The organism is Acinetobacter sp. TGL-Y2, assembly GCF_001612555.1.
GTDB lineage: Bacteria > Pseudomonadota > Gammaproteobacteria > Pseudomonadales > Moraxellaceae > Acinetobacter.
Genome location: NZ_CP015110.1, coordinates 2,877,118 through 2,898,481, shown reverse-complemented (window position 1 = coordinate 2,898,481; position 21,364 = coordinate 2,877,118). Strand labels below are relative to the sequence as shown.

Below are 21,364 nucleotides of genomic sequence, written 5' to 3'. Positions count from 1 at the left end.
AATTACTATCCGCTTGAAGGGTTTTAGCGAAATTAGCACTTAACAAAAAATAATATTCATATATAATGCAGCACATCAAGACGTCGCGCTCATAGCTCAGCTGGATAGAGCACTTGGCTACGAACTAAGGGGTCGGGAGTTCGAATCTCTCTGAGCGCACCAACTTGATCATCGAAAGATGTAAAATTGACAAAAAAACCGCTTCATTGCGGTTTTTTTGTGCCTGAAATTTATAATAATAAATAATTAATCCAATCACTTACTTTGCGGTCGAAAGTTTAGTCATAAAAACAGCATTCGCACCCACCGTTGGCAAGACTTCGTGATAAGGCAAGCTTCGAGCAATTCTCAATAAAAAGGGGGCTTGAGCGTCTATTTTCATGGCTGTGCTCATCTTGAGCAATGTGCCTTGAGCATGTGGATTGAACTGCATTTGTCCCTTTAAATATTTTAAATCACCACCATTGGCATAAAACAAATTCTCGGTGGGTTTAGGGAAGCTAAAATTCATTTTAAAATGAAATGGAATGGTAATCACGCCAAGTCCCACACTGGCTTTAATGTCTGCACTTTGGGTTTTATTATCCAAAGTTGTGGTCTGTATACTTTTGATTTGTCTTGGAAACAATGTTTGATATGCCTTAGGTTGAGTCCACTTTTGTAGGGCTTGAGGCTTTTGCGCGTTATATTGATAGGTGGTTACAAAGCGCATAGTTTCTGGACCATGTTGATAGGGCACCGCGCTTGGAAGATGAATGAGCGTAAACGGTCGATTGGAACTTTGACTGATTTGTGCAATTTTATCCAGTTGAGCTTTGCTGAGTGCTTCATTCGGAAACTGACCGGGTTTTAAAGCTGTGACTTTATCGGAACTAAAGCGTTTACGCAGTGATTCCAAGATAAAGGCATTGGTACCTGCTGGAATACCCATTTTCACTTCAGGCAGGGCATTTAAGATTTTACTGATTAAAAAACCTTTAGGCTGATTTAAATCGCCCCATTGGGTCAGGGTCAGTAGGGTTTTATTTTCACCCAAGCTAAACCATTCAAACTTTCCGATGGCATAAGGAATAGGCGCATCAATCACGATACTTGCTAAGCTGTTTTTGCCTAATTGATGCTGAAAAATAATATCTTCATTAAAATTAAGCACGGGAACGGGCGTAGGGATGGACACTCGATATTTGACTTGTGTGGCTTGCGCATTTTTAGAGAGGATTTTGGCAGATTTAAGCTGTGGAAACAGTCCAACATACTGCTCATAATGCGTTAAGGTTTTCTCAATATTTGCAGCGCTTACTGGTAGAACAATCGCGGATGAATGAAAACTCACCGAAGGATTGGGGTTTTTAGAGGTCGGTACAGCGGTGCGCCGAGTAGGGTGTGCATAAATGACAATTCGATTCTGAGCTAAACTCGCCAATAGCTGGGGATTATTTTGAAAAGGTTGTAGGCTGTTCGGAATATCTTCTTTCCATGGGATGATTTCGGCATGTGCGAAACTGTATAAGCTGAGCAAACTGATCCAAATCAGCATATATATTGTTTTCAATCTTCATATCCTTATTTTTTATTTTTAGGTAAATACTTCAATTCAATCTTCTTTATAGATAAAGGGTAAAAAGTCTAATCTGAGCATGGATTTGATGAACAGTGTGCTTGTGTAAATTCCGATAAGAAAAAGCGGTCAACACCGTAATGAAAAGGCACAATCTAGTGTAATATCTGAGGCAACTTGTATAAAAATCTGTTGAATTTGCTATGTCAGACACCAAGCCTGCCTTATCTGTGCGTTATTTCTTGAGCTTAGAAGAGTCCCAAGATGGTTTTGCTTTGGCCACTTTTGGTAAGAAACAATTTACCCGCTTTTTGACCCCTTTGGTCAGTGTGGCCATTGTGATTTGGGGTCTATATTTAGGCTTAGAGGGTGTGGGACGCTACTATGTTGCGCTCGGTGTATTTTTTATTGTTTTGCAACTGCTGATGCGCTATTGGTTTTTACCGATGATGTTTAAACGCCAATTTATTAAGTACCAATTTGGCAAAAGCGAACAAGGTATCGATTTATTTCAAGATTCAGCAGAGCTAATTTCCAGTGGTCGTCCCAATCAAGCCTTTCATTATCAAGATGTCCAAAATTTCGTAATGGGTAAACTCACCTATATGCTTGAATTGAAAAATCATACCGTGGTGATTGTTCCCAAACGTGCATTTGAAAACACAGCAGACCAGACATTATTTGAAAATACATTTAAAAAATAAACACGAAACACGAAACACGAAACACGAAACACGATTCAAGATGTCATAAAACAGAAGAGGGAAGAGATGAGTCAAGGTCCATCAAAAATTGTATGTGTCGGTCGTAGCTATGCAGACCATGCAAAAGAGTTAGGAAATGCTGTTCCGGATCAGCCTGTTTTATTTATTAAGCCACCAAGCAGTCTAATTTCATTGAGTCAAGCCATTTCATGGAACCCAGCTTGGGGCAATTGTCATCATGAATGCGAACTGAGTTTGCGTATTGATCGACCATTAAAAGGAGAGACTGACCCTGTTAAAGCCATTGAAGCGATTGGCGCGGTGACTTTAGGTTTAGATTTAACTTTGCGTGATTTACAAGATGCACTTAAAAATAAAGGTCAGCCTTGGGAACGTGCTAAAGCCTTTGATGGGTCTTGCGTGTTGGCGGATTGGGTGGATGTTAGTGAAGTCTCCGACTGGAACAATATTCATTACAGCTTAGAGGTGAATGATGTGGTGCGTCAAAAAGGTGATACTGCATTACTGATCTTTGAGATTGGTGCATTACTGGCAGAGATTAGCCAAGTGTTTAGTTTAGACGTAGGTGATGTGGTGATGACAGGTACGCCAGCGGGTGTGGCTGCATTGAACGCAGGGGATCAACTGAAAATGACGCTTAAAGGTCAGACGCAAGATTTTGTGTGGCATACCTCGGTACAAGCTTAGTTTCAATTTGGTTTTTAAGCTTCAACCCTGCAGGATTCATTTATAGATGAACCATTGAACTGAACTGAAAAAGGGTTACATGAGTAGCCCTTTTTAATGTCACTTTTATTAATATGGTCAATAGATTTTGTTTAAACTCAGGTTAATAAAAAATTTAAACAGTAAAATTGCGAATCAAAACCTCTGCGTCATAGCAAAAATCAGAATCAGAAGAATAAACAATAGGGTGCCAATACATATGCAATGGGGAAATCATTACACCTGGCTCGGCCTCTCATCGATTCTGATTTGGGCAAGTTTGGTCGGTATAGTCAAACTCGTGACTGAAGTGTTAAGCCCTGTGCAAGGCGTGGCTTTGATTTATACCTTTAGTGCAGTGTTTATTCTGGTAGTCACGGGATTGCCTCGAATTGCTCAAATGTCAAAAGTCTATCTGCTGGGCTGTGGCGCTTTATTTGTTGCCTACGAAATTCTGTTTTTGGTGTCGATTGCACTGTCTCAAAACCGAGATCAAGTCATGGTGATTGCCATGATCAATTATCTATGGCCCCCCCTGATGATTGTGTTTTCTATTCTGCTTAAACAATTGAATTTTCACTGGTGTGTCGGCATTGGATTTCTCTTGGCAATTTTGGGCCTTATGTTGGTGGTAAACCCCGATATTTTAAATTCAGATCAATTGATCTTGATTTTAAAGCAAAACCCGATTGCCTATCTTTTTGCATTGGTAGGGGCTTTGCTTTGGCCCATTTACAGTATTTTGACTAAAAAATATGCACAAGGTCAAAATGGCGTTCCACTCTTCTTTACTGTCACTGTGGTTTTGCTGTGGCTGGTACATGGCGTGTTAAATGAACCCTTTGTGATGCCTAGTCTGCAACTCTGGCTCACAGTGGCGGTGCTCGGAGGACTGATTGGGATTGCTTACAGCAATTGGAACCAAAGTATGCAATATGGCCATATGAAGATCTTGATTGTGGCGACTTATTTTATGCCAATTCTCTCGACCGTCATGTCAATGTTGATTCTTGGAGTTTATCCTCAATTGAGTTTTTGGCTGGGCACGGGCTTGGTGAGCTTAGGCGCAATCATTTGTTGGAAATCGACAGCTTCAATTGAATGATATTTTCATCATCTCTAAACTTTTCATCATGCGAAAAAAAGACCTCAAGGCGAGGTCTTTTTTAATGCGCTAATTATTTCTGATCCAAAATAGTCGATAGCGGAATCGATAGTTTGGCCGCTAAGTAGTCATCAGATTCAACCAGTGCTGGGCCAATACGCTGCATCCAGACATCATCTTCATGAATATGTCCGACATCTTCTTTGTTGGGCAAAGTATAAGGCAGGGATTTATAAAATGACCAAAAATCCAGATGATCTAAATTTCTCACTAATACATATTGATCACTTTCAGTCCGCTTAATAATATTTTGCTGTTCGAGTAAACGTACATAGGCCGGCCAGCGTCCAATTTCGCCGCGTCCTAAAATATTTAAGGCTTCTTCATCGGTCACGGATTTGCCGTCTTTTTGCTTTTGATAAAACAGCTCTAGCATATCAAGCAGCATTAACACAGGATGGCGGGTTTGGGTTTTGCCGGTATGAAAAGCGGTCAATGCATAGCTAATTTCAACACCTAAAAGCACCACGTTCCAAGACAGAAAAATCCACAGAAGGAATATGGGAACTGCGGCAAACGCGCCATACACCAGCTGATAACTGGTGAAGTTGGTCATGACAAAACCAAACAAATTTTTGAGCAATTCAAAGGTCACGGCACTAAAGACCGCAGCTATTATGGCTGAACGTATAGGCACTGATCGGTTAGGAATTGTCCAATATAAGGTGAAAAATCCAAACACGGTTAAACCCAAAGAAATCACCCATAACAGCGCAGCGCCGTTGACCTCATAGCCTGCGAAATTATTGCTCAATACATTTAATGATGCCAGGGTTGACGAAATCACAAACGCACTACCGAGCAAAATAGGACCGAGTGAGATAATAGTCCAATAACGCATAAAGCCCACAATGCCATTTCGCGTTTCCTTGACGCGCCAGATTTTATTAAAGGCGGTTTCAATACTGGTCAGCATCATCACCGTAGTGACAAATAAGAACAGCACACCAATAATGGTTAAATTACTCGAATTATCGGTAAAGGCATTTAAAGCTTTGTCAAAAGCGATACTGGTTTTCGGCAAAAAATTACTGTAAATCAGCTGCTGTAATTGTTGACGTGCAGGCTCTAAGGCTTTGATTGACGAGATAATTACTAAAAAAACCGTCAGCATGGGGACGACCGCGAACAACGTGGTGTAGGTCAATGATCCCGCTTGCTCTCTACAACTGTTCGCTTCAAAACGTCTAATGACGAAAATAATGAATTGAAACCAAGTTTTATTATAGAAAGGGAGCTTTTTGAGTAATTGCATCATAAAGTATCTGTTCCCATTGTTATTCGTTAACTTTATTGCTGTTTCCTTTACAGCTTAACCAAAAATGCTGAGAATTACCGTATAGTTTTCTTTTTTTCATTTGATGATTAACGTATGCAACCTTATGTTCTTGTTCTCTATTACAGTAAATATGGCGCGACTAAAAAAATGGCGCATTTGATTGCAGATGGAATTGAAGCATCAGGTATGCAAGCTAAAATTCGCACTGTACCGAATCTCACCACCGTGGTGACTCAGGCAGAAGCCAGTATTCCTGAAGAGGGGGATATTTATTGCACTTTGGAAGACTTACAGCACTGTTCAGGCTTGGCACTCGGTTCACCAACTCGATTTGGCAATATGGCATCTGAGATGAAGTATTTCTTAGATCAGACCACCAGTCTTTGGCTTAATGGCGCTTTACATCATAAGCCTGCATGTGTGTTCAGTTCATCTGGTTCAATGCATGGCGGTCAAGAAAGCACCTTGCTGACCATGTTACCGCCTCTGTTTCATCATGGCATGATGATTTTGGGGTTAACCAATGCACATCCTGCATTGTCGAATACCAAAACAGGCGGGACGCCGTATGGGGCAACGCATGTCAGTGGTCCACGTCATGATTTAGGCTTAAGTGCAGATGAAAAAATGCTGTGTATAGAGCAAGGGAAGCGTTTAGGCACTATTGCGCAACAGCTACAAGTCAAATAATTCAATCAAGCAAACACTGATCAAAAACCAAAAAAGAGCCCATTTAGGCTCTTTTTTATTTCATAAGTCTGTAACTTTTCGAAATTCTGAATATTTAAGGTATTCAATCATGCTTCAGTTTTAAGCTGTTTTTCTTCAAAGCGATGTTTACATTTTTGGCATTGGTAATCTAAAAACATATTTTTATCGACCACTTCGCCGGCTTTTTTACCAAAACGATGACCCAAGAAACCACCCGTAATCCCGACACTAATGGCGCCTACGAATGTCCCAATGGTTCCGCCCATAATCACACCTAAGGGTCCAGCAACAGTTCCAATGGCAGCACCTATAGAAGCACCAGAAGCAGCACCGCCGACTGTGCCTGCTGTTGTACCTGCGGCAGAGAGCAATACACCACCTGTTTTTTGCAGCAGTTGTTCATGGTTACGTTTTTCAACTTCGGTCGAACCACATTTTGGACAGTTTATGCTTTGTTCCATCAATTTAATTCCATGGCTTAATGTATGGGTGATGTCGTGCTTAAACGCTTTTCATCAATCACATTCTAGGCTTCGTGGGCAATTGTTTTTGTCAATTTTCAGTTTCAGTATAGTCATGAAGATATATGGAAATAAAATCTTCAATCGGACCTTATAAATTGATTTTAACTGAATTGTTTAGATAAATATTGATATGGCTTGTAACGTGAAACTCGCTTTGAAAATGAATAGGCTATGCAGGCATTATTTTCTCAAGCCCTTTATTTGAGGCATAAAAAAGAGCGCCAAAGTACGCTCTCTTTTATAGTGTGTAAGCTTAGTCGCGAACGAATTCTACAGTACTGTTTGCCAAAGACTTGACGCGAGCCAAAGACTCTACGCGGTAGCCTTTTTCAAGCAACAGATCACGACCTGGTTGAAATGCTTTTTCAATCACGATACCAATACCGACGACTGAGGCATCCGCTTGATGAATTAAATCCGCTAAACCTAGGGCAGCTTGACCATTGGCCAAGAAGTCATCAATCACAAGGACTTTATCTTGCGCAGAGATGTGCTTTTTAGAAATCGCAATCGTGCTTTCAATTTGTTTGGTGAACGAGAACACTTTTGAACGGTAAAGATCATCTTTTAAGGTTAAAGACTGATACTTACGCGCAAAAATAACAGGAACGCCAAGTTCTAAGCCTGCCATGACTGCAGGAGCAATACCTGACGCTTCGATCGTAATAATTTTGGTGATGCCCGCATCTTTAAATAAACGTGCAAATTCTTGTCCAATTTGCTGCATCATGACGGGGTCAATTTGGTGGTTTAAAAAAGAATCAACTTTTAAAACCTGATCAGATAGAACGATACCTTCGTTTAAGATTTTCTGTTCTAGTGCGTGCACGGGAGAATCCTCTAAGGGCAGATGCCTTTTAAGCAAAGACGTATTTTAAAAAGCATCTGCAAAAAAGCAAGTAATAATTGCCTTATTTACTCATTCCCTTGTAGCTGGTCAACAATAATCCATAAGAAGACTTCTTATCTTGATGGGTGACCTTGACTGGCAGATAGTCCAGTTTAGGCGCTAACCAGAAAATGGTTTCCCGACCCGGCTTATCATGTTTCATGACCACTTTAACGGTATCAAAGGTGCCGTAGTTGGTTTTGATTTTTTCTGAGCCTTGTTTGATGAACTTACGTGACTCAATTTCATTGGCATCTGCCAATAAATAATTAGATTTTAAACCTGAGCCTTTTAGATCTTCACGGATTTGTAATTCTGCGTTTAATTCATCCAACACCCCAGCTTTCCAAGCAAAGGATCTATTCTCTTTATCTTTACTGGTGGTGATGGTTTTCGCCGCAGGGTTGAATTTAATGCTCATGGTGTTGTTATGCACCAAGACTTTGCTGGTACGGCTAAAACTACTCGACACAATTTGATTGTTATTCATGCTGAATTTACTGGTTTCAGTGGCAGAGGCAAGCCCCCCGGCTTTTGCCACAAACACATAAGACCAATTGTTGCCAGATTGAGACAGTGTACGCGTCGCAGAACCTAGGTTTTTACCATTGTAGGCAAATTGATAGCTGGCTTGGAATGGACTCATGGCAAGCGTTTGACTTGAATAGCCCGTCAGTAATACAGCGCTAGTCACGCCTGCAATAAGACTTAAGGTTTTCAACTGCAGAACTGCCATAGAATATGTCCTTTGGAAAATGTTGCTTTAGAGCGTTAAAAGAATTATGCCGTCAAATATGGGAGGAAAAATCAAGATTTGCACAGATTATGTGAATTTATGTATCACAAGGTGGATGGAAAAAATGATTAGGCTTCTTTTTGTTTGATCGGACTGACTTTATCGTCAAGTGCTTCTTCATCTTTAGCATCAAAATCAGATTGATTGACTTTTTTGAACAACGCCATCAAATTGACATTGCCCATGACCACCAATTCGGTTTCACGAAGTTCAGCATGATTGATATGGACTTTATTCAATGTGTCGGTAATTGAGCGATTGTCACCTAACCAACGATTTAAATCCAAATGCAGCAATTCATCTTTGACCGTCAGAACTTCAAATTTTTGCAGTAGCATGCCCAGAGGGTCTTTACGCAAAACTTTTTGATAGAAAAATAAAGCCGAATTAAAGGCAATTTTCATCCACCAGGTTTGGAATTTTGCTTCAATCACTTGGGTATTGCTAATTTGTTCAAAGACAATCAATTGGATGTCTTTGTTTAATTCCATTTGAATCAGCTTTAAATCCACAGAAACCGTGGTATACAGACCTTTGACATTAATGGTGGCATATAGACGCAGCCAATCGTCATGTACGTCTGCGTGGAGATCTTCAAGGAGTTGCACGTTATCTGTGACAAAACGCTTAAATGTTGCATTGAGGAATACTTGAGAAATGGGAAATTCACGCTCTTCCTCAATAAATCCCTCGGCCTTTTGATAGACCTTACGGAACTGTTTAGCGATATTTGAAAATAACGTTGGCATAAGAAGAATTCCCTAATATCTGAATTTAATTCAGCAGTTATCTTGTCTATTTATTTTAAAATTACAAGCTTAAAGATTGCAGTTTAGCAAAATTCAATGCACCATTTTCATAGATCTAAAATTATGATTCTTAATGTATTAAGTACATCACTAAAAACTTGCTAAATGTAAGAGTCGACCTATTTTAGCGTATTTTAAAATTTCGCTCGGGGTGTTTTGTCGGATTAATGTCATGATTAAAAAAATGATTGCTGTTCCAAAGCAGTTTCATCAGTGGTGGCAAGATCCACTGTTTGTGATGGCGGTTTCAACTGCGGTTATTGTGCACCTGATCTTTTTGTCATTGCAATTCGCGATGCCTCAAGAACACGATACCGCTAGTAAAGACATTGCAGTGACTTTACGTCCAAGCACGGAAAAAATTCAAGCGGCTGACTTTTTGGCGCAAGATGACCAGAAAGGAAGTGGTACTTTTCGAGAAGCGCATCGTATGTCATCGGATATGCCCGCGCAAGCCGATGATCTCAGTGCAGGGGAGCAGCAGCTTCAAGCACTGGAGCAAATTCAGCAAAAGCGTGAACTGAAGTTTGAAGAGAAGGTTTTAATGACAGTGCTCAGCTGGCAAAAGCAGACGGAACTGAGTGAACGTAAAAAAGCCATGGAAGAACTCAACAGTCAATTCCAAGCCAAAGCAGCCATGGTGGCAAGTTTAGAGGCACAATATTTAAAGAAGCAGCAAAACTTTAGTCGCCAACAAAAAATTAAAACGGTGGATGGAGTACACGCCAAGCAAGATGCCTCGGCAGGCTACCTCGATAAATTTCGTGAAAAAGTTGAAGTCTATGGCAATCGTTATTATCCAGAACAAGCCAAGCAACAGCGTTTGGCAGGCGAAGTACGCTTGATGGTGATTTTAAATCAAAATGGGGGTATTCGTGCGATTCGTTTGATTGAAAGTTCAGGATATTCTATTTTGGATGAAGCAGCGAAAAACTCCGTGCGTAAAGGTGCGCCGTTTGGTGTATTTGATACTAAGATGAAAGATATTTCAGAGCTTCGTATTATTCGAACATGGAAGTTTGATCCTGCGGATGCAGAGTTTGAAGTTCGCTAGTCTGATATTCATTAGCCAGATGAATAGCTATGGTTGCTCACTCGGATGAACTAAGCTTGATATACATGCAGTAGTAAATTCCTCTGAATAACTAAGCTTATTATTATCCTGGTTTTGAAAATAAGCGTGTGCAAATGAGCCGGTGAATAAATCTGTGCCGATTAGCTGCTGTAAGATTTTTGAATTTCACAAATCTCTACGCTAAAGCTCTGATACCATTTTACTTTTCCAATTGCTTGAGCCACTTTATGATCAGCATCCTGATGCCAAGCTTGAATGTCCTCGAATGAATGCCAATAAGACAGCGCTACTTCAAAACCATTTTCTGAAATAGCTTCGAATTTTTGACAGTTAAATTGGCTCAAGGCTTTTTCTCTTAGACTTTGAGCCATTTGAAAATAACTTGGATCTAAGGCTTTTATTTTGGCTTTAAAAATCACCACGAATCGTGCAGACAGAAGCATTATTTAACCTCATTTCTAAATTGATCGGTCAATAATTTAATATGTGGGAAAGGCACATCAATCTCAGCATCTCGAAGTGCTTCTTTGACGTGTTCCAGAAGTTTTTCTTGAATGCGTGGTAAGCGTTCCATCTGATAAGGTTCAAGCCAATAGCGTACGATCAATACAATACCAGACTCAGCAAACTGACTGACATCCACACTCGGTGCAGGTTGTTTTAAATATTCCTCTTCTAAATCTAAGCGTGCCAAAATGGCTTGGCGAGCTTTTTCTACATCTTCTTGTAATGAAATACGGCAATAACTCTCAAATCGCATGCGCTCATGCGCGGTCAAATTGGTGACTTCCGCATTGGCAACAGTCGAGTTGGGGATGATGATCAGCAAGTTGTCACGGTTACGGATATGCGTGGTTCGCAGTAAAATTTGGGTGATTTTACCTTCGAATTTATTGATCCGCACCCAGTCGCCAATATGAAAAGGGCGCTCGATCAAAATGGTAATCCCAGCGATAAAATTGGACAGGGTCGACTGAGCAGCAAAACTGACCGCAATCCCGACAATCCCAAGACCTGCCATGATCGAAATAATATTAAAGCCAAACTGCGCCATGATGGCAGCGATGCCAAAGATCACCAGCAACACCGAAATAATATTACGTAGCAATTGCTTGAGTGAGTCATCAATATAGAACTGATCCAAAAAGCGCATGGTCAGTTTGGTAAAGAGCATCCAAATCACATAAAAAATTAGTGAAACAATGGCTGCCCTAGACACCGCTTGAAGATATTTTTCAGACAGGCCAAATTGCGAAAGTACGGTAATGCTCGACGCCAATAGCCAGAAGAAATGAATCGAATTGTTAAGCACATTAATGATAATTGGATTGGCATGAATGCGTTTGGCAATCAATTGGATCAGCTTACGTAGTCCACGGCTGAGCAACCAAAACAGCACAATCAAAACCACAATAATGACGAGCTTACTCAGTAGTTTCGCTGCCAACACATCCCAATTTAAATCATGATTTTCAGGCGCACCGATGCTCAGAAATATACTGCGTCTTAAGGCTTCTAAAAACTCGGTCAATAGGCGATCAAACATGATGTCTTTGTTATTGCTTTTATGGGGTGGAGGTTTTAAGTATAGGTAAATCTAATCAAGCTGGATAGTTGAGATTTTTTAAAACGAAAGTATTTGCCAATTTTGAGATACTTCCCATTTTTAGAATAGGTGATTTTCAAGAACAGATACTTTAAATCACAGGAACTTTGAACCCTACGACTTTAAAGTGAGAACAACCTAAACATGAAAATTTGATCAAAGATTGTCTGGCTGTCATTGCAAATCAATCAGGAAATCTAATCAGATTTCCTGAAGGTTTATCTCTTGGCTAATGTTCTTGAACCGTATATGGATTATCTAATCCAAGCTTGGCTAAAATCTCAATTTCAATGGCTTCCATCTCTTCCGCATCTTCATCTGAAGTTTCATGATCGTAGCCCATGAGATGCAACGTGCCATGGACCAGCATATGCGTGAAGTGAGTCAGAGGAACTTTGCCTTGTTCTTCAGCTTCTTGTAATACGACAGGAATACAAATCACCAGATCACCGAGTGGAAAAGATTCTAAAACTGCCGCCATTTCATCGGGGATTTCACTGGGGAACGACAGCACATTGGTGGGTTTATCTTTGCCACGATATTCCAAATTCAGTTTATGACTTTCGTTTATATCCACGCAGGCAATACCGACTTCACAGTCACTTTGTGTGTCTATATGGCGTAAAGTGGTTTCAACAACTTTTTTAACATAAGCACGTTTGAGCACCAAAGAAGGTGCTTCAAACGATTGTTGCAACGAGAGGCTAAGTTTCAAGACTTGTCCTTAAATATTTACTGGGTTTCTGCTTGATGCTGTGCATCGGCTGCAGAGTCATTTTCATGAATCAGCGCATCTTGTCGTGCTTTACGCTCTGCACGACCTTCAGCACTCAAACGGTGATGTTCGCTATCCCATCCTTCGTAGGCTTCGACAATTTTCTGTACCAGCTGATGTCTGACCACATCACGAGAATGGAAGCGGGTAATATGAATTTCTTTGATTTTCTCAATCACACGCAAAGCATGCGCAAGACCAGATTGTTGACCACGGGGTAAATCGACCTGTGTCACGTCCCCAGTGATTACGGCACGTGAACCAAAACCTAAACGAGTCAGGAACATCTTCATCTGTTCAGGTGTGGTGTTTTGGGCTTCATCTAAAATCACAAAAGAATGATTGAGAGTACGACCACGCATATAGGCAAGGGGCGCAACTTCAATCACTTGACGCTCAATCAGTTTGGCGACTTTTTCAAAGCCGAGCATTTCATACAAAGCATCATAAAGCGGTCTGAGATAAGGATCAATTTTTTGGCTTAAGTCACCCGGCAAGAAACCGAGTTTCTCACCGGCTTCAACCGCAGGTCGAACCAGTAAAATCCGCTGAATTTCATTACGTTCAAGCATATCAACGGCAGCGGCCACAGCAAGATAGGTTTTACCCGTTCCTGCAGGACCAATGCCGAATGAAATATCACTGTTTAAAATATGTTGTACATAACGCTTTTGGTTTGCGCCACGTGGGTTAATACGGCCTTTGCGTGTTTGCAGCCAAACATCCTCTAAGCCCGTATGTTCTTGATCAGGATCCGTTTGAAGTTCGCGGTCAGTTTGACTGCCTTGAATCATTAAATGAATCACATCTGCACTGATTTGTTGAGAGACTTCTGCTTCAGCATGGAGCTGTTGCAGCAGAATTTCTGCACGCTCAACTTCATCTATTCCACCATCGATATAAAAACTATCGCCACGGTGGTCTATTTTTACATCTAAACGTTGTTCAATTTGTTTCAAGTGACCGTTATAAGCACCGAGCATGCTTTGTAAACGGTCCATTGAAATGCCTGGAAAAGCCACTGTACGTCTAATCGCTGCAGTCAAGAGATATCCTTTTGTAAAAGTAAAATCTATACCCTTACATTACGCCACGTCAGGCTCAAGATTCAAGAGTTCTCCATAAACTAAATTGAGGGTCTTAATCTCTGTAATCTCAATCTCTGCAAAGCGTCCAACCCAAGACGCGTCACCAATAAATGTTACATAACGTGTATTGTCTGCTGTACCGACCAATAAATTCGGATCTTTGTCCGAAACTTTCTCAATCAAGACACGTTGAATGGTACCGAGCATTGCGTCTGTTTTATCGATACTTGAGCGTTTAATCCATTTTTGAACTTTGGCCAAACGTTCTTTTTTCACCTCTTCAGGTGTGGTATCTGGTAATTCAGAGGCAGGTGTCCCTGGACGTTTTGAATAGATAAAACTGTAGGAATGATCAAAGTCTAAATCTTGAATAAACTGATAGGTTTCTTCAAAGTGCGCATCGGTTTCACCGGGGAAACCAATAATGAAATCTGAAGACAAATGCATATCTGGACGGACTTGACGTAAACGTGCAATTTTATCGATATACACATCAATGGTGTGGTTACGCTTCATGGCCTGAAGGACGTCATTTGAGCCACTTTGCACTGGCAAATGCAGGTGTGAGACCATTTGCGGTAGGTCACGGTAGCACTGAATCAAATCATCATTAAATTCAAGCGGATGAGAGGTGGTATAGCGCAGACGACCAATACCCGGAATTTCTGCCACCAAACGAAGTAAGTCTGCAAAAGTACAGATTTCACCTTCAAAGGTTTCACCGCGGTAACCATTGACGTTTTGACCTAAAAGCGCAATTTCACGCACGCCTTTCTCTGCCAAGCCTGCAATTTCAGCCAAGACATCATCTAAAGGACGGGAGACTTCTTCACCGCGGGTGTAAGGCACTACGCAGAAAGAACAGTATTTGGAACAACCTTCCATGATCGAAACAAAGGCTTTATAACCTTCAACACGCGGTTCAGGTAAAAAATCGAATTTTTCAATATCAGGGAAAGAAATATCCACCAATTTGATTTTGTCTTTTTTCGGTTTTTCAATTTGTTCAGAATGCTGATCGAGCATTTGTGGTAAACGATGCAGGGTCTGCGGACCAAAAACCATGTCGACATAAGGTGCGCGTTTTTGAATGTTATCGCCTTCTTGCGATGCCACACAACCACCAACACCAATCACCAAATCTGGATTTTTTTCTTTCAGCTTACGCCAGCGACCCAGTTCAGAGAATACTTTTTCTTGAGCTTTTTCACGAATAGAGCAGGTATTCATCAGGAGAATATCTGCTTCTTTGGGATCTTTGGTCAGCACATAGCCATGTGAGTCACCCAAAAGATCGGCCATACGATGACTGTCATACTCATTCATCTGACACCCTTGCGTTTCAATGTACAGTTTTTTGACTGTGCCATCGATGGCTGGGGTGTGCTGTGGCTGGGTAACAGTGTTTTCTGAGGCAGCTTGGGCACTATTTGGAATGAAGGTTTGAACCGTCATGAAGGCTCCTATCCTATTAAAGGGGGAATATAAAGCGAATGAGCAGAGCCAAAAATGAAACTTGACTCAGTAAAAGCCACACATTTTACAGCATTTAGGGCGTGACAATGAAGAAATAAATCACATAGAAATGCTCAAGATAATCATGAGAAAAGTGCTTTAAAATAATAGAGATGAATCAGCAATTTACATAACAGAACAGAACCTGTGCATTAGACTAATTAGAATGCAATTAAATATTGCAACGCTCTTAAAAACAGAGAAAGATGCAGATTAATTGTACTAGCGATAGACAAAAAGAGTTGAGAGTAAACGCGTGTTAAAAAAAACCTTGAAGCAAACGCAAGCAAAACCCTTTTTAGTGGCCATCTTGGCTTTGGTCGGCTGGCCTACGGCTTATGCTGCCGAAGAGCAATTTCATGATGCTTTACGCGTTGCAAATAGCGGAAATGTGTCACAACTAGAACAATATCGCGTGGCCATGCAAAATGATGCTTTGGGCTACTACCCTGAATATTGGGGACTTAACAATAATTTAGGTTTTCAACCAGTAAGCAGCATTACGGCGTTCGCGCAGCGCTATCCACAATCGGCAATGGCAGAAAAACTGTCGGCAGATTATGTCGAAGAAAAAGTCAAACAAGCAGATTTTGCAAATGCACAACCGGTACTTCAATATGTGACCAATGCTGATGAAGCGGAAAGCTGTGCTGTCGCACAAGTGCGTGCCAAAACAGGCGATACCCTGGTCTATGCAGAGTATAAAGATGTGTGGCTCAAAACCGATGCTCAGCCAGAGTCATGTAGCGGTCTAGGGCGTCTTATGCTATCGAGTCCGCTTTTGACCACCACGGACCGTCAACAACGCATGTATGCTCAGCTTCGTGCAGGGCAGTCAGGTCAAGCGCTTGCTACGGCACAAACCATTGGGATCAATCTATCTTTGGCGCAGCTCAATCAGATTCAAGCCAATCCTCTAAATTACTTATGGTCTGCACCCAAGAATAATACCGTCGATTATGCGTATTTGATTTTTGCACTCGGACGCGCAGCAGACACAGATCTCACTTCAGCATTACAAACTGTACCCAAGCTTGCACAGGGTGTACCTGCAGATGTAGTGAAATACTTATACCGTACCGTGGGTTATATTGGTGGTACCACGGTGATGAAGAATAACTTTAACCGCGAAGTGTTAAATAGTTTTGATGCCAGTTATGGGGTGCCTTTTAGTCCTGAAGAAGCTGAAATCTATGCCCGTCAAGCGGTACGTTTTGGCAGTTGGGAAAGCGTGATTCGTGCCATAGACAGTATGAGCGTGACCCAAAAGCAAGAAGACCGCTGGCAATATTGGTTGGCGCGTGCTTCAGAAAAGCGTGCAGATCACGCCTCTAAGCAAGCAGCCAAAAGTATTTATCAGCGTTTGGCTGCCTCAGGAGATGAATACCACAACTTGTTGGCCAAAGATCATTTAGGCATTCGTTATAACGAAGCACAAGATCGCTCAGAGCCAAGCTCGAATGATTTGCAACGTTTAAATCAAGACATTCATTTTCGCCGTGCATTTGCTTTAAAAAATATTAATGCGTCCGACAGCTATATCAATCGTGAATGGAACTGGGCTGTGCGCCAAGCGTATTTAAAAAAAGATGATGGTCTACTGCTTGCAGCGGCCAAACGTGCCACAGATATGGGGTGGTATGATCGTGCTATTTATGCAGCTGAACGCACCACCAATAAACACAACTATGCCTACCGCTATGCGACCCCACATCAAAGTCTGGTGGTGAGTCACAGTCGTAATGTCGGCATCGATCCTTCTTGGGCCTACGGTTTAATGCGCCAAGAAAGCCGATTTGTCAGTGCAGCGCGTTCGCATGTAGGTGCTGGCGGTTTAATGCAGATTATGCCCAACACCGCAAAACTTGTGGCGCAGAAAATGGGGGAAACCTATAATCCAGCCGCGCTGACCAATACCAATATGAATATTCGCTACGGCACGTATTATTTGTCTATGATTCAAAATCAACTCAGTGGAAATCCGGTTTTAGCGACGGCTGGCTATAATGCAGGGCCAAATCGTGCACGCCGTTGGCAACCTGAGTTTCAAAGTATTGCATCCGATCAATACACTGAATCTATTCCATTGCATGAAACACGAGATTATGTCAAAAAAGTGATGGCAAATGCTGCACATTATGGGGTGCTGTTAGGGCAAGGGCCACAAGCGATTGAGAGCCGTATGCCGACCATTCCCACTCGTAGTACACCTTAAATATTGGCCGTGACAACGTATCAGGTGTGATGTAATTCATGAAATTAAGCACAAGAGTCGGTCAACAGATTAAAACTGCATTGATGTTCATCAGTGCGGGATTGGCTGTGTCATCAAACTCATCCTATGCATCGCCTGTGGGTTTAAAAGGCTATGTGATGCAGGTGCAAATGACACCTGCTATTTGTACCATCGATACGAGCAAGAAAAAACAGCGTAAATGTTTGGAAGGCTATTCGTTGACCATTACGGGGCTTGTGCCTGAGATTTCAGCGCGCGATTGTAGTAGCCGTTCATCTGCAAAGTTGTCGCCTTTGCAAGCACAAGTGGTGGCGCGGGTGATGCCTGATGAATCTGCACGTTATTCGCTTTGGTCCAGTATAGGTGGGTGTACGCCCTTAACAGCCAGTCAATATTTCCGTGATATCATCAAAAAGGCCGAAAACTTAAAAATTCCTGCTGACTTAAGAGGGATGGAAAATAAAAGCATTCAATTGAGTAGCTTAAAAACACAATTTTTTAGCCTCAATCCGCGCATGCCGCGTGAAGCTATTCGTTTTAATTGTCAAAATCATCAAAATACCTCGGTGCTCACAGGTATACAAATTTGTTATAGCGCCCAAGGTCAGTACAAGCAGTGTTCGAATCAAATTGTAAACAGTTGTCCAAGTTTGGTTACAATTCGAGGTGCATACTGAGTTTTTTTAAATATTTAATTTATTTTTCCTATCATACTTTTGTGGAAATGCGTGGTGTTTTGCATGCATCCCTTGAATGATTGGAGTACAATCTTTCGCGTTTATGATCATTAGATTAGATAGAAACGCTATTTAATCGCATTGAATATCCTCAATTGGAGATAATTAGATGAAGCAAGCCGTTCGTGTTGCCGTTACAGGTGCTGCAGGTCAAATTGGTTACAGCTTACTTTTCCGTATCGCAAGTGGCGAAATGTTAGGTAAAGATCAACCCGTTATTTTGCAATTGCTCGAAGTTCCATTTGAGAAAGCTCAACAAGCGCTTAAAGGCGTGATGATGGAGCTTCAAGACTGCGCATTCCCTCTTTTAGAGGGTATGGTAGGTACTGATGATCCTAAAGTTGCATTTAAAGATGCTGACTATGCGTTGTTGGTTGGTTCGCGTCCACGTGGTCCAGGTATGGAACGTGCTGACTTATTGAAAGTGAACGGTGAAATCTTCATCGGTCAAGGTCAAGCATTAAATGAAGTTGCGAGCCGTGACGTTAAAGTTCTTGTCGTAGGTAACCCTGCAAACACGAATGCTTACATCGCAATGAAATCTGCTCCAGATCTTCCAGCGAAAAACTTCACTGCGATGTTACGTCTTGACCACAACCGTGCTGCATCTCAAATTGCGGCTAAAACGGGTAAAGCAGTTAAAGACATCAAAACACTTACAGTTTGGGGTAACCACTCTCCAACCATGTATGCAGACTACCGTTTTGCAACCATTAATGGTGAAAACGTAAAAGACATGATTAACGATCAAGAATGGAATGCAAACACATTCCTTCCGACTGTGGGTAAACGTGGTGCTGCGATTATTGAAGCACGTGGTTTGTCTTCAGCTGCATCTGCTGCGAACGCTGCAATTGATCATATGCGCGATTGGGCTCTTGGCACCAATGGCGAATGGGTAACGATGGGTATTCCTTCTGACGGCTCTTACGGTATTCCTGAAGGCGTGATGTTCGGTTTCCCTGTAACGACTGAAAACGGTGAATACAAAATCGTTCAAGGTCTTGAAATCGACCAATTTAGCCGTGAGCGTATCAACGTAACGTTGAATGAACTTGAAGAAGAGCGCGCAGCAATTGCTGACATGCTTAAATAATTTGATCATGTAGATTAAGTTAAAAAGCACTCCATTTTGGGGTGCTTTTTTTATGTAAACTAAAAACTTAGAACAAAAAATAACATCTGGTGATAAAGACGCAACTGAAAGCTGAAACAGATCAGTTTAGGGTAGAGGTGAACAATAAAAGCGAAAAGGATACGTCCATGTTTGATGAACAACCGACCTTAGAATTATTATTTCAACAACTTGGTTTAGATTCAGATCAAGTTGCAATTGAACGCTTTGTGAAAGAACATCAACTTGATCAAGACACGCCACTACACAAAGCCAGCTTCTGGACCAAGAACCAACACGATTTTATTCTGGATCATTGGAAAAAAGATGACGAGTGGGCCATTGTGGTCGACACCTTAAATGCGCTATTGCATCAGCATGATGGTGTAGATCATTCATAAAACAAATTGATACAAGAAACCTAGCCAAAGTGCTAGGTTTTTTATGCAATGTCTTATAAGTTAATTCAATAATAAGATACCAATTCGCTGATATAGGGGTGAAAATCATGACCAATAAGCCATCTTTAGCGTTACTGTTTTCTCAGCTCGGTTTAGCCAGTAGTCCAGCCGCAATGGAGCTGTATATCCGAACCCATCAACTTCCAGCGCATGTGAATTTGCACGAAGCACCTTTTTGGAATGTTTCGCAACGTGATTTTCTCATTCGTTACTTGGTGCAAGACGATGATTGGGCGATTTGGATTGATGAGCTCAATCAACAATTGCACATGGATGCCTATCACAAACTACAAATGGCTTACTCCTAGCTGTATCCATAGAGATCAAGCTAAATACTTAAAATTTATATTAAAAAAGCGTCCTAAATGGCGCTTTTTTAATATGTCTAATTACTGCATTTTCTGAGTAATCAGTTCTTGAAACCAGTCTTGTTGATGCAGAGACTCAAATGCATGATGTTCATTAAGTAAGAGTACATCGCATGCCTGTGTTTTACTGTACTTGGTGAGCCAGTGTCGGGTTAATGCTTTTTCTTCTTTCGACATCGTCGCATAAGCCAGAAAGAAATAAATGTCACCGAACTCGTCACTTACCCAAGGTTTTAAAATCTGCTCAGTAATAATTGCAAAACGTTTTTCGCGTGTAAGTTCAAAATACACCATATACGTTTTAGCAAGGTGCAATGAAAGATCAATAAACAACGCTTTCGAGATTTCATCAAATTCAATTCGAGCTTGTTCGAGAATGACAATGGCTTCTTGTAAGAAATGAATCTGCTCTTGGCGCAAATGACTTAAAGTCACCAACTCTAAACGAAGCTCTGCGCGTTCTATGGCGAGTTGTGGGTGGTTACCCTGCAGATACAGTTGATCGGTTTCACCAATACGCTGAATAATCTGTTGAGTGTTGGGTCGCATCGGTTACATCCTCATCGTGAATGTGCATTATATGAGGATGTTATGCCGAATTTAAAGCTTTACCAAATTGAGTTGTGACTACGTAGCCATGCGGTAATCGATAAACGCTGCTGTTTGGACAGCAAAACCTCATGTAGTAAATCACTTTGAAAGAGTGCAATACGATTCGGTTTCGGTTCGATGATATGCCACTGTTCATGTTTATCTTGCAAGCGCAGTTCACCACCCCAATCCGATTGCCAGTCTTCATGTAAATACAATACTGAAGAAATCATTCGACCATTTTTACCTTGAGGGTTGTCGCGATGTAAGGCATAAAACTCACCTGCGTTATAGCAAGCAAAATGCGCTTCAACCTCTTTAATACCGAGATAAAAATAACGATTAAATTCTTGAGCCAGCCCATTTAATTGTTCGATATGATGCTGAGCATGAACCAATTCATCATTGATCCAGAGTATATGATCGCTGCGAATATTGCTGACCACGCCATTTTGAATAGCCGCATCTCGAAAACGATCGAGATTAGATGTGCATTCTGTAACTAAATCACTTAAATAAGTTGATGAATAAGCTTCATCAATAAGGGCATAGCCGTGTTGATCTAAACTGTCGATAATCCTTTCAATATTCCAATTTGAAGCAAGGGCTATCGTTTCCATAAAATGGGTCAACATGA

23 protein-coding genes and 1 tRNA gene are annotated in these 21,364 nt (G+C 41.3%); 11 read left to right on the top strand and 13 right to left on the bottom strand.

Translation table 11 applies throughout. The annotated features are described in order from the left end of the window. Window positions 1-85 precede the first annotated feature (85 nt). Window positions 86-162, top strand: a tRNA-Arg gene (locus AMD27_RS13865). Between the two features lie 97 nt (window positions 163-259). On the opposite strand, the gene AMD27_RS13860 is transcribed toward AMD27_RS13865, so the two are convergent. Next, window positions 260-1,537 (bottom strand): hypothetical protein, encoded by a 1,278-nt coding sequence (locus tag AMD27_RS13860; protein WP_067661577.1) that lies wholly within the window; start codon window positions 1,535-1,537, stop codon window positions 260-262. A 224-nt stretch (window positions 1,538-1,761) separates the two neighbouring features. On the opposite strand from AMD27_RS13860, the gene AMD27_RS13855 reads away from it, so the two are divergent. From AMD27_RS13855 to yddG, 3 genes are all read left to right on the top strand, one after another. Next, complete coding sequence (locus AMD27_RS13855; RefSeq protein ID WP_067661575.1) at window positions 1,762-2,262, top strand: YcxB family protein; 501 nt, start codon at window positions 1,762-1,764, stop codon at window positions 2,260-2,262. 66 nt (window positions 2,263-2,328) lie between these two features. After that, complete coding sequence (locus AMD27_RS13850; protein ID WP_067661573.1) at window positions 2,329-2,970, top strand: fumarylacetoacetate hydrolase family protein; 642 nt, start codon at window positions 2,329-2,331, stop codon at window positions 2,968-2,970. Between the two features lie 238 nt (window positions 2,971-3,208). Beyond that, on the top strand, window positions 3,209-4,093 hold the full coding sequence (gene yddG / locus AMD27_RS13845; RefSeq protein WP_067661571.1) for an aromatic amino acid DMT transporter YddG: 885 nt from the start codon (window positions 3,209-3,211) through the stop codon (window positions 4,091-4,093). 73 nt (window positions 4,094-4,166) lie between these two features. Here the strand turns inward: yddG and AMD27_RS13840 are convergent, their stop codons facing one another. Next, window positions 4,167-5,411, bottom strand: a complete 1,245-nt coding sequence (locus AMD27_RS13840) for a YihY family inner membrane protein (protein ID WP_067661569.1) — start codon at window positions 5,409-5,411, stop codon at window positions 4,167-4,169. A gap of 114 nt (window positions 5,412-5,525) precedes the next feature. Here AMD27_RS13840 and wrbA point away from each other — a divergent pair, with 114 nt between their 5' ends. Further along, window positions 5,526-6,122, top strand: a complete 597-nt coding sequence (gene wrbA, locus AMD27_RS13835) for an NAD(P)H:quinone oxidoreductase (RefSeq protein ID WP_067661567.1) — start codon at window positions 5,526-5,528, stop codon at window positions 6,120-6,122. A gap of 107 nt (window positions 6,123-6,229) precedes the next feature. On the opposite strand, the gene AMD27_RS13830 is transcribed toward wrbA, so the two are convergent. The 4 genes from AMD27_RS13830 to AMD27_RS13815 form a co-directional block, all read right to left on the bottom strand. Beyond that, complete coding sequence (locus tag AMD27_RS13830; RefSeq protein WP_067661565.1) at window positions 6,230-6,604, bottom strand: hypothetical protein; 375 nt, start codon at window positions 6,602-6,604, stop codon at window positions 6,230-6,232. A 316-nt stretch (window positions 6,605-6,920) separates the two neighbouring features. Beyond that, complete coding sequence (locus AMD27_RS13825) at window positions 6,921-7,496, bottom strand: xanthine phosphoribosyltransferase (protein WP_067661563.1); 576 nt, start codon at window positions 7,494-7,496, stop codon at window positions 6,921-6,923. Window positions 7,497-7,578: 82 nt separating this feature from the next. Next, complete coding sequence (locus AMD27_RS13820) at window positions 7,579-8,292, bottom strand: DUF3108 domain-containing protein (protein WP_067661561.1); 714 nt, start codon at window positions 8,290-8,292, stop codon at window positions 7,579-7,581. 128 nt (window positions 8,293-8,420) lie between these two features. Then, window positions 8,421-9,101, bottom strand: coding sequence for a hypothetical protein (locus AMD27_RS13815; protein WP_067661559.1), 681 nt, complete (start codon window positions 9,099-9,101; stop codon window positions 8,421-8,423). Window positions 9,102-9,333: 232 nt separating this feature from the next. Between AMD27_RS13815 and AMD27_RS13810 the strand changes: the two genes are divergently transcribed. Further along, a complete protein-coding gene (locus tag AMD27_RS13810) occupies window positions 9,334-10,215 on the top strand; it encodes an energy transducer TonB (protein ID WP_067661557.1) in 882 nt (293 codons plus the stop codon). A 161-nt stretch (window positions 10,216-10,376) separates the two neighbouring features. Here AMD27_RS13810 and AMD27_RS13805 read toward each other — a convergent pair whose 3' ends face one another. The 5 genes from AMD27_RS13805 to miaB all read right to left on the bottom strand — a co-directional run bounded on the left by AMD27_RS13805 (window position 10,377) and on the right by miaB (window position 15,160). Then, a complete protein-coding gene (locus tag AMD27_RS13805) occupies window positions 10,377-10,679 on the bottom strand; it encodes an antibiotic biosynthesis monooxygenase family protein (protein WP_067661555.1) in 303 nt (100 codons plus the stop codon). Continuing rightward, complete coding sequence (locus AMD27_RS13800) at window positions 10,679-11,782, bottom strand: mechanosensitive ion channel family protein (protein WP_067661553.1); 1,104 nt, start codon at window positions 11,780-11,782, stop codon at window positions 10,679-10,681. The genes AMD27_RS13805 and AMD27_RS13800 overlap by 1 nt, the downstream gene beginning before the upstream one ends. A gap of 289 nt (window positions 11,783-12,071) precedes the next feature. Then, entirely contained in the window at window positions 12,072-12,557 is a 486-nt protein-coding gene (gene ybeY, locus AMD27_RS13795; RefSeq protein WP_067661551.1) for an rRNA maturation RNase YbeY, read from the bottom strand. A gap of 17 nt (window positions 12,558-12,574) precedes the next feature. After that, window positions 12,575-13,663: a PhoH family protein gene (locus AMD27_RS13790; RefSeq protein WP_067661550.1), complete on the bottom strand. Its 1,089-nt coding sequence runs from the start codon at window positions 13,661-13,663 to the stop codon at window positions 12,575-12,577. 39 nt (window positions 13,664-13,702) lie between these two features. After that, window positions 13,703-15,160 carry a tRNA (N6-isopentenyl adenosine(37)-C2)-methylthiotransferase MiaB gene (gene miaB / locus AMD27_RS13785; protein ID WP_067661548.1) on the bottom strand — a complete coding sequence of 486 codons (1,458 nt, stop codon included), beginning with the start codon at window positions 15,158-15,160 and terminating at the stop codon, window positions 13,703-13,705. 361 nt (window positions 15,161-15,521) lie between these two features. Between miaB and AMD27_RS13780 the strand changes: the two genes are divergently transcribed. The 5 genes from AMD27_RS13780 (at window position 15,522) to AMD27_RS13760 (ending at window position 20,076) form a co-directional block, all read left to right on the top strand. Then, window positions 15,522-17,435 carry a lytic transglycosylase domain-containing protein gene (locus AMD27_RS13780; protein ID WP_228140757.1) on the top strand — a complete coding sequence of 638 codons (1,914 nt, stop codon included), beginning with the start codon at window positions 15,522-15,524 and terminating at the stop codon, window positions 17,433-17,435. A gap of 38 nt (window positions 17,436-17,473) precedes the next feature. After that, window positions 17,474-18,133, top strand: a complete 660-nt coding sequence (locus AMD27_RS13775; protein ID WP_067661544.1) for a ribonuclease I — start codon at window positions 17,474-17,476, stop codon at window positions 18,131-18,133. Window positions 18,134-18,302: 169 nt separating this feature from the next. Then, complete coding sequence (locus AMD27_RS13770) at window positions 18,303-19,289, top strand: malate dehydrogenase (RefSeq protein WP_067661542.1); 987 nt, start codon at window positions 18,303-18,305, stop codon at window positions 19,287-19,289. Between the two features lie 167 nt (window positions 19,290-19,456). Continuing rightward, a complete protein-coding gene (locus AMD27_RS13765; RefSeq protein WP_067661540.1) occupies window positions 19,457-19,708 on the top strand; it encodes a DUF2789 family protein in 252 nt (83 codons plus the stop codon). A gap of 107 nt (window positions 19,709-19,815) precedes the next feature. Beyond that, window positions 19,816-20,076: a DUF2789 family protein gene (locus AMD27_RS13760; protein WP_067661538.1), complete on the top strand. Its 261-nt coding sequence runs from the start codon at window positions 19,816-19,818 to the stop codon at window positions 20,074-20,076. An 81-nt stretch (window positions 20,077-20,157) separates the two neighbouring features. Here the strand turns inward: AMD27_RS13760 and AMD27_RS13755 are convergent, their stop codons facing one another. Together AMD27_RS13755 and AMD27_RS13750 are read right to left on the bottom strand one after the other, a co-directional pair. Continuing rightward, a complete protein-coding gene (locus AMD27_RS13755) occupies window positions 20,158-20,685 on the bottom strand; it encodes a hypothetical protein (RefSeq protein ID WP_067661536.1) in 528 nt (175 codons plus the stop codon). A 59-nt stretch (window positions 20,686-20,744) separates the two neighbouring features. Continuing rightward, window positions 20,745-21,347 carry a 2OG-Fe(II) oxygenase gene (locus AMD27_RS13750; protein ID WP_067663041.1) on the bottom strand — a complete coding sequence of 201 codons (603 nt, stop codon included), beginning with the start codon at window positions 21,345-21,347 and terminating at the stop codon, window positions 20,745-20,747. Window positions 21,348-21,364: the final 17 nt, after the last annotated feature.